The 13,769-nt window shown below is 74.0% G+C and carries 8 protein-coding genes; 2 read left to right on the top strand and 6 right to left on the bottom strand.

Annotated elements, in window-relative coordinates:
• Positions 1-2: 2 nt before the first annotated feature.
• The 6 genes from BM237_RS08005 to BM237_RS07980 form a co-directional block, all read right to left on the bottom strand.
• Entirely contained in the window at positions 3-3,227 is a 3,225-nt protein-coding gene (locus BM237_RS08005; protein ID WP_245793482.1) for a non-ribosomal peptide synthetase, read from the bottom strand.
• 208 nt (positions 3,228-3,435) lie between these two features.
• A complete protein-coding gene (locus tag BM237_RS08000; RefSeq protein ID WP_245793481.1) occupies positions 3,436-5,733 on the bottom strand; it encodes a lantibiotic dehydratase in 2,298 nt (765 codons plus the stop codon).
• Between the two features lie 10 nt (positions 5,734-5,743).
• Positions 5,744-6,013: an acyl carrier protein gene (locus tag BM237_RS07995; protein WP_093848814.1), complete on the bottom strand. Its 270-nt coding sequence runs from the start codon at positions 6,011-6,013 to the stop codon at positions 5,744-5,746.
• A complete protein-coding gene (locus tag BM237_RS07990) occupies positions 6,010-6,954 on the bottom strand; it encodes a threonine ammonia-lyase (protein WP_245793480.1) in 945 nt (314 codons plus the stop codon). The genes BM237_RS07995 and BM237_RS07990 overlap by 4 nt, the downstream gene beginning before the upstream one ends.
• Entirely contained in the window at positions 6,951-8,498 is a 1,548-nt protein-coding gene (locus tag BM237_RS07985) for an amino acid adenylation domain-containing protein (protein WP_093848813.1), read from the bottom strand. Before BM237_RS07985 ends, BM237_RS07990 begins: the two co-directional genes overlap by 4 nt.
• On the bottom strand, positions 8,498-10,867 hold the full coding sequence (locus BM237_RS07980; protein ID WP_093848812.1) for a lantibiotic dehydratase: 2,370 nt from the start codon (positions 10,865-10,867) through the stop codon (positions 8,498-8,500). Before BM237_RS07980 ends, BM237_RS07985 begins: the two co-directional genes overlap by 1 nt.
• A gap of 209 nt (positions 10,868-11,076) precedes the next feature.
• Here BM237_RS07980 and BM237_RS07975 point away from each other — a divergent pair, with 209 nt between their 5' ends.
• Positions 11,077-11,277 carry an MbtH family protein gene (locus BM237_RS07975; protein ID WP_093848811.1) on the top strand — a complete coding sequence of 67 codons (201 nt, stop codon included), beginning with the start codon at positions 11,077-11,079 and terminating at the stop codon, positions 11,275-11,277.
• A 777-nt stretch (positions 11,278-12,054) separates the two neighbouring features.
• Positions 12,055-13,608, top strand: coding sequence for a pectate lyase family protein (locus BM237_RS07970; RefSeq protein WP_093848810.1), 1,554 nt, complete (start codon positions 12,055-12,057; stop codon positions 13,606-13,608).
• Positions 13,609-13,769 lie beyond the last annotated feature (161 nt).

Here is a 13,769-nt window from a genome sequence, read left to right as displayed (position 1 = left end):
TCTCAGTCTTGGTGGTCCACCGTCAGGGACAGATCGATCTCGTCGTCGCTCATCGCGGAGATCAGTTCGACGAGCTGCCGCTCCACCTCGGCGGCGAGCAGCTCGACGGTGGGGTGCTCGAACAGGTCGCGGACCTGGACGGGGCAGTCGAAGGCGGCCCGCAGGCGGGACGCGGCGGCCACGGCGCGCAGCGAGTGCCCGCCCAGTGCGAAGAAGTCGTCGTGCACACCGACCTCGGGCACCCCCAGCACCTCGGCCCAGATCTGCGCCGTCACCGTCTCGGTGGGGGTCCTCGGCGGGGTGAACTCGGCGGGGGCGGGGGGTTCGGGCTCGGGCAGGGCGGCGGTGTCGAGCTTGCCCTGCACGGTCAGCGGCAGCGCGTCGAGCACGGCGAAGGCGGCCGGGACCTGGTAGGCGGGCAGCTGGGCGCGGCAGTGGGCGGCCAGGGACTCGGCGGTGAGGCCCCGGCCGGTGGCGTAGCCCACCAGGGAGCGTTCGCCGCGCAGCTCGCGGACCACGACGGCGGCCGAGTGGACCCCGGGATGGCCGCGCAGCACGGCCTCGGTCTCGCCCGGCTCGACACGGAAGCCGCGGATCTTGACCTGGTCGTCGCTCCGGCCGGTGAACTCCAGTTCGCCCGAGGGCAGCCGACGCACCATGTCGCCGGTGCGGTAGAGCCGGCCGCCGCCGGAGGCGAAGGAGTCGGGCACGAACCGCTCCGCGGTCAGCGCCGGCCGTCCCAGATAGCCGCGCGCCAGCTCCGGCCCGCCGACGAGCAGTTCGCCGGGAACGCCGAGCGGGGCCAGATTCCCGTGGGGGTCCACCACGTAGGCCCGGCGCGAGCCCAGCGGGCGGCCGATCGGCACCCGGCCCTGCACCGGTCCGGTGACCGGGTGGGCCGTGGCGGAGACGACCGACTCGGTGGGCCCGTAGGTGTTGACGACGGGGACACCGGGCAGGTGGGCGAACCATCGCTCCAGCGGCCTTGAGGGCAGTTCCTCTCCCCCGGTGACCAGCAGACGCAGGCTCGCGAGGTCACCGGCGACCGTCTCCAGCCGGGCGACCACCTCCTCCCAGTAGGAGGGGGTGAGTTCCATGACGGTGATCCCCCCGTCACGTACCCGCGCGGCCAGCTCATCCACCGACCACACCTCGTCGGGGCGGACGACCACGGTCGCGCCCGCCCCGAGCGCGGGCAGGATCTGCTCCAGGGAGGCGTCGAAGGAGAAGGAGGCGAAGGTCAGCACCCGGTCCCGGGCGGTGATCGCGAACAGCTCGCGGGCGGCGGCGACATGGGCGGCCAGGGCGTGGTGCTCCACGCCGACCGCCTTGGGCCGGCCGGTGGAACCGGAGGTGAAGATGGTGTAGGCCAGATCGTGCGGATCCGGGGTGCGGCGCGGACCACCGGGGTCGGGGCGGACCTCGTCGGCCAATACGGCGGGCAGTGCGAGCGCGTCGCAAACGCCCGCGGTCGCCGCGTCCGCCACGACACAGCCCACCCCCGCCTCGGCCACCATGAACCGCAGCCGCTCGACCGGCAGATCGGGATCGAGGGGGACGTACACCCCGCCCGCCCGCCACACCGCGAGCATGGCCACCACCGAACCGACCCCGCGCCGCAGCAGGACCCCCACCGCACTCCCCCGGCCCACCCCGGCCCCCACCAGCGCCGCCGCCAGCCCACCGGAGGCCCCCTCCAGCTCGCCGTAGGTCACCGACCGCTCCCCGCACACCAGCGCGGACGCACCCGGCTCACCCCCCACGGCCACAACGGGCACGGAACCGGCCGGGCGGTCGGGGGCGGTGCTCCACCGGGCCTCGGGCCGGACGCCCGCCGCGTGCGGCGCGGATCCGTCCGGTGCGGATCCGTCCGGCAGTGGCTCGCCGTGCGGGGTCTCGCCCCGCAGGGGCTCCAGCCGCCGGGCGAGCTCAGCCACCGGGGCCTGCGGCTCGTCCAGGACCGCGCGCAGCAGAGCGGTGTAGGCGGAGGCGAACCGGCGCATGGTCCCGGCGTCGAACAGGGCGGTGGCGTACTGCAGCCGGGCGGCGATGCCGCCGTCCGCGCGCAGGCCGAGGTCGAGGAAGACGTCCATCGTGGTGCCGGTGAGCGGCGGCGCCACCAGTTCCGCCTCCAGGCCCGGCAGGACGACGGGCCGGTGGGCGGTGTTGAGCAGGGTGAAGGACGCCTGGGCCAGCGGGTGGCGGGACAGGTCGCGTTCGCCGCCCACCGCACGCACCACGTGGTCGAAGGGCGCGTCGGCGTGCGAGAGGTCCTTCAGGACGCCGGTGCGGACCCGCTCCAGGAGGGCGCCGAAGGCGGGCTCGCCGGACAGGTCGGTGCGCAGGACGACGGTGTTGACGAACGGGCCGATCAGATCCGCCGTTCCCGCGTGGCCCCGGTCGGCCATCGTGGTGCACACCGCGATGTCGGTACGGTCCGTGCAGCGGGCCAGCAGGGCCTGGTAGACGGCGAGCAGCAGCATGTAGCGGGTCGCGCGGTGCTCGCGGGCGGCCCTGTCGACGTCGGCCACCAGGTCGGCGGGCAGGGTGAAGCGGACGACGTCGCCGGAGCCGTCCCAGAACCGGGGGCGCGGCCGGTCGGTCGGCAGGTCCAGGGGGGCGGTGCCGCGCAGCCGGTCGCGCCAGTAGCCGAGCAGGCGTTCCATGCGCGGGCCGCTCAGCCGCTCGGCCTGGGCACGGGCGAAGTCGGCGTACCGCAGGGCCGGCGGGGCCACGGTCTCGCCCCGGTAGCCCGCGGCCAGCTCGCGCAGCAGCACGTCCCACGACCAGCCGTCGACGGCGATGTGGTGCACCACCAGGAGCAGCAGGTGGTCGTCGGGCGCCAGGCGGGCGAGGACCGCCCGCAGCGGGTGCTGTGCCGCCAGGTCCAGCGGACGGCCCAGCTCGCGGGCGAACAGCTCCTCGGCGCTGCCGGCCTCGGTCCGCTCCAGCACCGTGCCGCCCGGGGCGTCCACCCGCGGGACGGGCTCACCGTCGACGGCGGTGAACCGGGTGCGCAGCACCTCGTGCCGGTCCACGACGCCCGACAGCGCCCTCTCCAGCGCCGGCACGTCGAGCGGGCCGCGGATGCGCAGCGCCAGGGGGAGCAGGGAGTCGGAGGAGTCCCTGGCGAGCTGGTCCAGGAACCACAGCCGCCGCTGGGCGAAGGATGCCGTGCGGTCGTCGTCACCGTGCCTCGCCCCGTGGGGGGCAGTTCCTGTTGTCACTGTGGCCTCCATGCGGTGTTTTCCCGAAGACTGCCGCCGCCGGGAGGCCCCCCGACAGGGAAGAAGGCGCAGCCCCGTGCGCAGCGCGCTCTGCGCGTCCGTCCCTTCGCCCGGACACGGGCGCGCGGCGGTCCGTCCGGAGAGTCCGGAGGAACCGCCGCGCGGCCCGGGTTCGGGATCGGTCTCGGGGCAGGGAGCGGGGCCGGGGCTACCCCTTCTTGGTGTTCCCCGTGTCGGCCACGGCGACGAAGCGCAGCTCGGAGGTGTAGGAGCGGCCTTCGTCATCGGTCAGCCAGGTCTGCTCGGGGGTGGGCAGCATCTCGGTGACGACGACCTGTCCGTCCGGATCCTTGCGGGCCAGCCGGCGCAGCGCCTTGGCCAGGACGTTCACATAGACCGGGCTGTCGAAGTCGACGTAGAACGGCCGTGGTTCGGCCGGTGAGGCGACGAACACGAAGCGCGGCAGACCGGTTTCCTCCCGCCAGTGGCGGGCCCGCACGAACCTGCGGGCCTCGTCCTTCTCGGCGGCGAAGTCCGCCGCGCCCGCGGGGATCCGCCAGGTCTCCCTGGCCACCACGAGCCGGTCGACCGTGATCCGCGGCGAGTGGGCGGTCTCGGGCAGGACCCGGAACAGATCCATCGCCAGGGTGGTCAGGACGTGCGAGAACACGTCCACGGCCGCGAACTCGGCACCGTCGGGCAGGACGACCGCCAGCTCTCCGTCGTCCCGCTCGCGCACCGCGACGTCCGCGCTGTTCACGGTGCGCGGCCGAGCGGGGTCGGCGGTGAAGTCGAGCAGGGCGACCTGGTGGTCCCGCGGCCGGACCAGGGCGTGCCGGATGCGGGCCGACAGGCGGGAGCGGTGCTCCTTGGGCAGCAGCGGCATCAGGCGCGGACCGGGGTGGTCGCGGTCGGTGAGGGCGGTCAGTTCGCCGGGGTCGGGATGCTGGTGGACGAAGAGGGAGGCGCCCAGGGTGTTGGCCGCCAGGTGCAGTTCCCCCAGGACGAGTTCGAAGTCGCCGCGTGCGACGGCCTCTGCCTCGTCGGCGGCGATCATGATGTCGGGGCTGATGTAGCGGGCCGCCGTCCAGCCGCCGCCCGGCCCGCCGAACCGCTCGCGCACCAGCCCCGCGACGTCCTCCAACTGCAGCCGCACCCGGCGGGCCCCCGCCGGGGGCGCCAGGATCTCCCTCCAGCGCTCCTGGAAGTCGCGCTGGATCTCCGCCGCGGCCGCGGGGGCGTCACCGTGCAGGACGGGCATGCAGGCGAACCAGAACGCGGCCAGATCGACCGGCCCCTGCGCGGCCAGGCCGCGGTACACCTGCTTCGCCCGCGCCATCACCGCATCGGCCAGCCGGGCGGTGAGCCAGCCGGCGCTGGTCAGCAACGGTTCCAGCGGAGCGAGGGCGTCGCGCACGGCGGGGCCCAGGCGGGTGGTGGCGGCGCGTCGGCAGTCGGAGTACACCAGAGCGCGGCACGGTGCCGTCCCCGCCGACTTCTCCCGCACGGCGGCGGTCTCGGTCAGCGCGGTGAACTCCTCCTCCAGCTCCGTCAGGGCCGTCACCAGCGCGTCCGCGCCCCTCGCGTCCCGTACCCGGGCGCGGCGCCGCTCCAGGGCCTCCAGCGCGTCCAGTGCGCGCCTTCGCGCCTCGGTGTCGCCCACCCGTTCCAGCCAGGCCCGCAGGGAGCGGTCGGGGTGGGTGCCGGCGGGCACCTCCAGGCGCCACACCGCCCAGCGCCGTGCCACCAGGTCCTCCAGCACGGCGGGCACGTCGGTGCGGGGCAGGGCGGCGGCGATCTCCCGCGCGGTCCGCACGCCGTCGCACCGTGCCAGGACGGCGGCGGTGTCCTCGTCGACGGTCCGCGGCGGCCGGCCCGGCACCGTGACCCGGGCGCCGTCCAGGCGGACGAAGGGGACGCGCCGGGGGGCCGTCCACTCCCGCAGCGCGGGGTCCGCGCCGATCGTCGCGGCTAGGGCGTCGACCGCCCAGCCGGCCCAGTAGACCTCAAAGCCGGCGACCAGACCGCGGCCGGTGTCCACCTCGACCCCGTCGGTGTGCGGATCCCAGCGGCCCCAGCCGACGGGGCCGAAGAAGCCGATGGTGTCGTTCTTGACGCAGAAGCGCTGCCAGTAGTGCGCCACCAGCTCCTCGCGCTGGCGCGGCATGCTGGTGCGTCCGGCCGCGGTCGGCGTCCAGTTCAGAAACGGTTTGATGCCCGAGTCGAGCACCGGCCGGTTCTGCCAGGCCACGGCCTCGCGGAAGGCCGGGTCGCGGGCGATGTCCTGGAGGGCGTGGGAGGTCTCCACCGCGGCGTCGGCGTACAGGCGGGCGAAGTCGTCCCACCGTTCACCGGCAGGCCGCTCGCCGTGGGAGAACTTGTCGGCGGCGGCGGCCAGTCCGGGCGGGGCCAGTCTCAGCACTCCCCCGGCGGGGAAGCCGGGGCCGCGCAGCGCGAACTGCTCCCACAGCCGCCAGCGTCCGCCGGGCAGACGGATGTCGGTCACGGTCATCTCCTCACGCCCGGGCGAAGTCGGAGTCGACGACGGAGGCGAGGTCGGCGGGCGTGGGGTAGGCGAAGACGAGCGAGACCGGCACCTCCACCCCCAGGACATCCTGGATCCTGCCGGTGATCTGGAAGGCGGTCAGGGAGTCGCCGCCGACCTCGTAGAAGTCGCTGTCGCGGTCGAGGCCGGCCACGCCGAGGATCTCCCGGTAGGCGGCGACCAGCAGATCGACGGTGGAGGCGGTGGAGGCGGTGGTGGTGGCGTGGTCGGTGGCGGTCATGGGATCTCCTCCAGGTGGTGTCGGACGGTGGCGGCCCTCAGAGCCGCGGTGGTGTTGCCGCCGGAGACGACGGCGACGGATCTGCCGTGCCTTCGCTCGCGCAGCGCGCCGGCCAGTGCGACGGCTCCGCTGGGCTCGGCCCTGATCCCGCGGCGGCCCAGCAGGTCCACCGCGTCCAGGACATCGGTGTCGGACACCGCGACCATGTCGTCGACGCGGTCGCGGACGATCGGGTAGGGCACCGCGCCCGGCCGCTGGCAGCGCAGCCCGTCGGCGACGGTGTCGCGGGAGGGCAGGCACAGGGGACGGCCGGCGGCCAGGGAGCGGCCGTAGCGGGGCATGGTGGCGGGTTCGACGCCGACCACCCGTACCGGGTGGTCCCGGGCGGCCAGGCAGACACCGGCCAGCAGTCCGCCGCCGCCGGTGGGGACGTAGACGGTGTCGGCGTCGGGCACCTCGGCGAGGATCTCGGCCCCGACCGTCCCCTGGCCCGCGACGACGAGCGGATGGTCGGAGGAGGGCACGAACACCGCGCCGGTCTCCGCGGCCAGGGCACGGGCCGCCGCGTCCCGTTCGCCGACTCCTCCCGCCACACCGACCGTGTCGGCGCCCAGGGAGCGGATCAGGGCGGCCTTGGCCTGGTTCGCGCCGGCCGCGAGCACCACGGTCAGCCGGAGGTCCAGTGCCGCGGCGAGTCCGGCCAGCGCGATGCCGTGGTTGCCGGAGGAGCCGGTGACGATGCGGCGGGCCTTCAGCGCGAGGACGGCGTTGGCGGCCCCGCGCATCTTGAACGAGCCGCCGCACTGGAGGTGTTCGGCCTTCAGCAGCAGCTCCGGCGCCGCGGCAGGCATCCGCAGCAGCGGGGTGCGCCGGACGTGCGCGGCGATACGCCGGGCGGCGAGGTGCAGGTCGACGGGGCCCGGTTCGACGGCGGTGGTCACGGGGTGCCTCCCGCACGGGATTCAGTCCCAGCCCCAGTTCCCGCCAGAGTGCGGCGGTCGGCCTTGCCGCCGCGGGTGGTGGGCATCTCGTCGAGCCGTACGAACCGGCGGGGCATCAGGTGCGGCGGCAGGGTGCGTCCCAGGTGTACGCGCAGCGCCGCGTCGGTGACGTCCGCCAGCTCGCCCGTGACGTGGGCGATGAGATGGCCGCGCCCGAGGTCGTCGGTACCGGCGGTGACCACCGCCTGCGCCACCCGGGCGTGGGCCAGCAGGGCGCCCTCGACCTCGGCGGGATCGACACGGTGGCCGCGGATCTTGACCTGGCGGTCGTTCCGGCCGAGGTAACGCAGCCCGCCGGGCCCCTCCTCGGCCAGGTCCCCGGTGCGGTACAGCCGGGCGCCGGGCGGGCCGAAGGGGTCGGGGACGAAGCGTTCGGCGGTGCGGGCGGGCAGGCCGCGGTAACCGCGTGCCACGCCGGCTCCGCCGATGCACACCTCGCCCACGGTCCCCCGGGGCACCGGCTCCAGGGTCTCGTCGAGCAGCCGCACCACGACGCCGTCGATGGGCGTGCCCACGACATCGGCGGCGGTGTCGGGTTCGGCGGGGACGGTGTGGCGGGTGGAGGTCATGGTGCACTCCGTCGGGCCGTACTGGTTGACCAGGGCGCCTTGGATCAGGGCGCGTCCGCCGGCGGCGAGGAAGGGCCGCAGCGACTCGCCGCTGGAGACGACCAGTTCGAGCCCGGCGAACAGCCGCCGCGCGTCGGGGCGGCCGGCCAGGAAGGTCAGGAAGGAGGGGGTCACGCTCAGCAGCGCGGTCACCGAGTGGGCGCGTACGGCGGCGCCGAACGACTCGGGCCGCAGCAGCTCCGCGCGGGGCAGCAGGACCAGCCGGCCGCCGGCCAGCAGCGGCGCGAAGGTGTCGCGGATGGAGGCGTCGTAGCCCGACGGGGCGACCTGGAGCGCCACGGTGGCGGGTCCCAGCCCGTAGTCGCGGGCGACGAAGCGCAGGTAGGAGTCCAGGCTCCCGTGCTCGACCAGCACGGCGCCGGGCTCGCCGGTGGTCCCGGAGGTGTGGCTGACGTAGGCGAGCGCGCGGGGATCGGGCGGGGCCGTCCGGGCAGCGGCCGGGACAGTGGCGGCGGCGCCGGTGAGGGGGTCGGTGAGACGGTCGGTCAGTACCGGTCGGCCCGGCACGGGCAGGCCGAGGCGGCGGGCCAGGCCGGAGGTGGTCAGCAGCAGGTCGGCGCCGCCGCTGCGGACGAGCGCGGCCAGCCGCGCGGGGGGCTGTTCGACGTCGAGGGTGAGGAAGGCCGCTCCGCAGCGTACGGCGGCGGCCACGGCCACCACCGCGTCCGCGCCGCGCGGCAGGGCCACCGCGCAGACCGTCTCCGCGCCGACGCCCCGCTCCAGCAGAACGGAGGCCAGCGCGTCGATCCGGTGGACGAGCTGGGCGTAGGTCAGATCACCGCCGGGGGTGGTGAGCGCGATCCGGTGGGGGTCGCGGGCGGCGTGCCCGGCGATGTCGTCGGTGAAGGTGCGCATCACTCCTCCTCCCCGCCCGTGCGGACGGCCGCCGGGCCGGTGACCGTGCGGTCGACGGCGACGAAGCGCAGTTCGGAGGTGTAGGTGTTGCCCTCGTCGTCGGTCAGCCAGGCCTGCTCGGGGGTGGGCAGCATCTCGCTCACCCTCACCCGGGCCCCGGGGTCCTTGCGGGCCAGCCGGCGCAGCGCCTTGGCCAGGATGGTCACGTAGACCGGACTGTCGAAGTCGACGTAGAACGGCCGTGGTTCGGCCGGCGAGACCACGAACACGAAGCGCGGCAGGTCGTGTTCGCGCCGCCACTGCCTGGCCCGTACGAAGCGTCCGGCCTCGGTCTTCTCCCCGGCGAAGTCGAGGGAGGCCACCGGGAACGTCCACGTCTCGCGGGCCAGGACCATCCTGTCGACGGTGATCCGCGGGGTGTGCTCCCCCTCGGGGCGCAGTGTGAAGCGGTCCATCACCCGCTGGGTGAGGGTGTTGGCGAACACGTCCAGCAGGGGGAACTCGGCGCCGTCGGGCAGTACGGCGACCAGCCGGCCGCCGCGCTCCTCGACCGCGACGTCGGCGCCGAGGACCGTGCGCGGCCGGTGCGGGTCACCGGTCTGGTCGACCAGGGCCACGCAGTAGTCCTCGGGCCTCTCCAGGGAGGGCCTGCTGCGCGCGGACCACTTCAGCGGCAGCTCCTTGGCCAGCATCGGCAGCAGCCTCGGCCCGGGGAAGTCGCACGTGGTCTCGGCCACCAGCTCGGCCGGGTCGGGGTGCTGATGCACGAAGAGCGAGGCGCCCATCGTGTTGAGGGCGCAGTGCATCTCGCCCAGGACCAGTTCGAAGTCGCCGCGCCCGACCGCCTCGCGGTCCTCGGCCAGGATCAGCACGTCGGGGCTGACGTAGCGGGCCAGCGACCACCCCGCGCCCGGCTCGCCGAACTCCTCGCGCACCCGCGCGGCGATGTCGTCGCCGGCCAGCCGCACCCGGCGCGCGCCCCGCGGCACGTCCAGGACGCGGGCCCACTTCGCCCGCAGCTCGTCCTGGATCGCGGCGATGTCGTCGGCCGCCTTCGGGTGCGGTGAGGGCAGGCACTCCAGCCACAGCGTGCCCAGGTCCACCACTCCCCCGCTCCCTGCCTCCCCTTCGTCCGCCGCCCGCGCTCTCAGCCGGTCGTACACCTCGCGGATACGGGCGCCGACCGCCTCGGCGAAGCGGTTGGTCATCCAGCGCGCCGCGGTCAGGCACAGTTCCAGCGGCGCCAGCTCCGCGAGCAGGGCCGCTCCGGCGGTGGCGGTGGCCGCACGCCGGGCGTCGGAGTAGACCAGGCCCCGGCAGGGCGCGGTCCGCTCGCCCTTGGAGCGCTGGGCAGCGGTGGCGGTCAGCGCGGCGAAGTCGGCCTCCAGGGCTCCGATGGCGGCGGTGAGGGCGTCGGCGTCCGTCCCCGCGGCCTGCACCGCGTCGCGTCCGCGCTCCAGCACGGCCAGCTTCTCCAGGGCCCGCTCACGCGCCTGCCGGTCTCCGACGCGCTCGAGCACGGCGCGCAGCGCACGCTCCGGATGGGTGCTCGAGGGGACGTCCAGCCGCCAGTGCACCCACCGTTTCCCGGCCAGCAGGCGCACGGTCCCGGCCGCCTCCTCCGCCGAGATCCCCGCCTCCGCGGCGATCTCGGCGACCGTTCTTCTGCCGTCGCACAGGCCCAGCACGGCGCGCTCGGTCCCGGTGACCGGCTGGGGCGGCCGGCCCGGCAGCCGCACGGCCCCGTCCGCGACGCGTACGAACGACACCCGGCACGGGGGTATCCACGCCATCAGGGCGGGGTCCTCCGCGAGTGACCTGGCCAGCGCGTCGACGGCCCAGCTGGCGAAGTACACCCGTGAGCCGGCCAGGAACCCCTCGCCCGGGTCGACGGTGACGCCCCGTTCCGACAGGTCCCAGCGGCCCCAGCCGACGGGGCCGAAGAAGCCGATGGTGTCGTTCTTGACGCAGAAGCGCTGCCAGTAGTGCGCCACCAGCTCCTCGCGCTGGCGCGGCATGCTGGTACGTCCGGCCGCGGTCGGCGTCCAGTTTAGAAACGGTGCGATACCGGTGCGCAGCACGGCCGGGTTCTGCCAGGCCACCGCGGCTCTGAAGCGAGGCGTGGCGGCGATCCGCTGGAGCAGTTCGGCGGTGTGCACGGCGGCGGCGGAGAACGCCTCGGTGAAGGCCTCCCACTCGGGTCCGGTGCGTTCCTGTCCGGGGCCGAACTTGTCGGCCGCCAGGGCCAGTCCGGGCGGGGCCAGTCTCAGCACTCCCTCTGCGGGGAAGCCGGGGCCGCGCAGCGCGAAGTGCTCCCACAGCCGCCATCCCCCGGCGGGGAGACGCACGTTCTCCGGGACGTCCGACATGGCGGAGCTCCTTCCAGGGGGTTCGGCGGGCTCGGGAGGGTTCGGCCCTGTCCGGCCGTCCAGCACACTGCCGGGGCGGAGGGTGGGGCACCAGAGAAGAACCGGCGGTGACGCGTGCGGACACCGCCGCGCGTTCGTCCCTGTGGCGGTCCGGCGGCTCCGGGCACGCTGTGCCCGTGGACCGAGCGAGTGCGAGAGGACGTGACGCGATGAGCGACAGCCACGAGGCCGGCTATCTGGTCGTCCGCAACCACGAGGAGCAGTACTCCATCTGGCGGGCGGACCGCGAACTGCCCGACGGATGGTCCGCGGAGGGCACCGGCGGGACCAGACAGCAGTGCCTGGACCACATCGACCGTGTGTGGACGGACATGCGGCCGCTGAGCCTGCGGCAGGCGGCCGGGGCCTGAAGAACGTGCGGGCGGGGCGGGGTGTGGGACACCCCGCCCCGCCCGCACGTATGCCGGAAACCCGTTCGCGGGTCCTCGAACTCCCTTTTACCGTGAAGCGGTTGACGGATCCGGCGCCATGCCCGCACGCGCGGGTCCAGCCATGTGCGGGTCTCGGCCCGGGCCTTCGGCGGTGGTCGCGGGCGACGGCCGCCGGACGAGACGGAAGGGTGTACTCCGCAACCTTCCGGAGCCTTGCCATTCCAGCGGACGCCACCCTATCCTCACCGAAAGAAAGCGCTTTCTCCACTCATGGGGTCCGCTCCTCCGAAAGCGGCCGTCACGGCACCTGCCGCGACCTCGCACGCAAGCCGCCAACGTTCCGCCGCGGAGACTTCACCCGGGATGTCGACGCGCCACGAAGCGAAAGGGCATACGCCACGATGAAGACCCATCGCGCCGTCCACGGCGGCCTTGACGGCGACGGCCCCCGTAGCGGATGACGGACCACGCCGCCCACCCGGGCAGTCACCCCGCACGGGGCGGCGCCCCGAGGACACCGCCCGACGGGGCGGCCGGGAGCGCGGCCACGGCAGCCCCGGGACCCGCGCTCCGCGGCGAACCACCGAACCCCCCGCACCGAAGGAGAGGATCCACCCCCGGGCCGATCTCCGGCCTGCCCGGCGGCAGGTCGGCAGACCGACAGCACCGACAGCACCGACAGCACCGACAGTTGAATGTCATGCCCACGACATTAGGTAACAGCGTTCAGCGTTCGAAGAGGAAACGGGAGACGAGATGAGACGAGCAGTCGCACTGCGGCTCTACGCGGGACTGGCCACGATGGCGCTCGCGACCGCGACCGGTGTGGTCCTGACGATGCCCGCGGCGTCGGCGGCGCCCGGCGGCCCCACCGGTTACGCGACCCAGAACGGCGGGACCACCGGCGGCGCGGGCGGGCAGACGGTCCGGGCCACCACGGGGACCGCGATCCACCAGGCCCTGTGCGGCCGGGCCAGCAGCAGCACCCCGATCACCATCCAGGTCGAGGGCACCATCAACCACGGCAACACCAGCAAGGTGTCGGGCGACAGCTGCAACACCGACGACGACAGGATCGAGCTCAAGCAGATCAGCAACGTCACGATCGTCGGGGTCGGCAGTGGGGCCGTCTTCGACCAGCTGGGCATCCACATCCGCGAGGCCAGCAACATCATCATCCAGAACGTGACGGTCAAGAACGTCAAGAAGTCGGGCTCACCCACGTCCAACGGCGGTGACGCCATCGGCATGGAGAGCGGCGTCCGCAACGTCTGGGTCGACCACGTCACCCTGGAGGCGTCGGGCGGGGAGTCGGAAGGGTTCGACGGCCTCTTCGACATGAAGGACGACACCAGGTACGTGACCCTGTCCTACAGCGTCCTGCGCAACTCCGGCCGCGGCGGCCTGGTCGGCTCCAGCGAGAGCGACCGCTCCAACGGCTTCATCACCTACCACCACAACCTGTACGAGAACATCGACTCCCGCACCCCCCTGCTGCGCGGCGGCATAGCCCACATCTACAACAACCACTACGTGGGCATCAGCAAGTCCGGCATCAACTCCCGCGCCGGGGCCCGCGCCAAGGTGGACAACAACTACTTCGAGGACTCCAAGGACGTCCTGGGCACCTTCTACACCGACGAGGCCGGCTACTGGCAGGTCGGCGGCAACATCTTCGACAACGTGACCTGGTCCAGCCGCAGCGGCGACAACAACCCGGCCGGGCCGAACCCGCAGTCCAACACCACCGTCGGCATCCCCTACTCCTACGACCTCGACGGCGCCGACTGCGTGCCGGGCGTCGTGAGCCAGACGGCGGGGGCGGGCAAGGGCCTGAAGGTGTCGGACGGAAGCTGCTCGCCGCAGACTCCGGACCCGACCCCGACCGACCCCGGACCGACGCCGACCGACCCCACGCCCACGCCCACTCCGTCCCAGCCCGGCGGAACCAACCTCAGCATCGGGGCCGGCTCCGACGGTTCCGGCAAGGCGAGCGGAACGAGCTACGGCAACGTGCGCGACGGCGACATGAGCACGTACTGGTCGCCGACCGGATCGACCGGGTCGATCTCGATCAAGTGGGGCTCCGCCACCACCGTCTCCAAGATCAACATCAGGGAGGCGGCGGGCTCCGAGGGCAACATCGGTTCCTGGCGGGTCGTCGACCACGACACCGGCGCCGTCCTGACCTCGGGCAGCGGAGCGGGCGTCATCACCTTCCCGCAGACCTCGCTGCGCAAGATCACCTTCGAGATCACCGGCTCGTCCGGCACCCCGAGGGTCGCCGAGTTCGAGACCTACGCCGGATAGCGGCACACCCCGCCGCCCGTCCGGGGCCGGCACACCCCGGCCCCGGACGGGCGGCGGCGCGGACGCCAACGTCAGTTCTCCGTCCGGCAACGATCGTTGTGGAGAATGGCCCTGGTCGCGACAGAGGCCTTAGTCTCGGCTTACCATCGGGTGACGACCGT

Origin of the sequence: Streptomyces mangrovi (genome assembly GCF_900114215.1) — a bacterium.
Lineage (GTDB): Bacteria > Actinomycetota > Actinomycetes > Streptomycetales > Streptomycetaceae > Streptomyces > Streptomyces barkulensis.
Note: the sequence above shows the minus strand (reverse complement) of the source record. Positions and strands in the feature narration are given on the sequence as shown.

Coding starts and splice junctions, on each gene's coding strand:
- BM237_RS07995 (WP_093848814.1), bottom strand. CDS start 6,013: ATGACCGCCACCGACCACGCCACCACCACCGCCTCCACCGCCTCCACC.
- BM237_RS07985 (WP_093848813.1), bottom strand. CDS start 8,498: ATGCGCACCTTCACCGACGACATCGCCGGGCACGCCGCCCGCGACCCC.
- BM237_RS07980 (WP_093848812.1), bottom strand. CDS start 10,867: ATGTCGGACGTCCCGGAGAACGTGCGTCTCCCCGCCGGGGGATGGCGG.
- BM237_RS07975 (WP_093848811.1), top strand. CDS start 11,077: ATGAGCGACAGCCACGAGGCCGGCTATCTGGTCGTCCGCAACCACGAG.
- BM237_RS07970 (WP_093848810.1), top strand. CDS start 12,055: ATGAGACGAGCAGTCGCACTGCGGCTCTACGCGGGACTGGCCACGATG.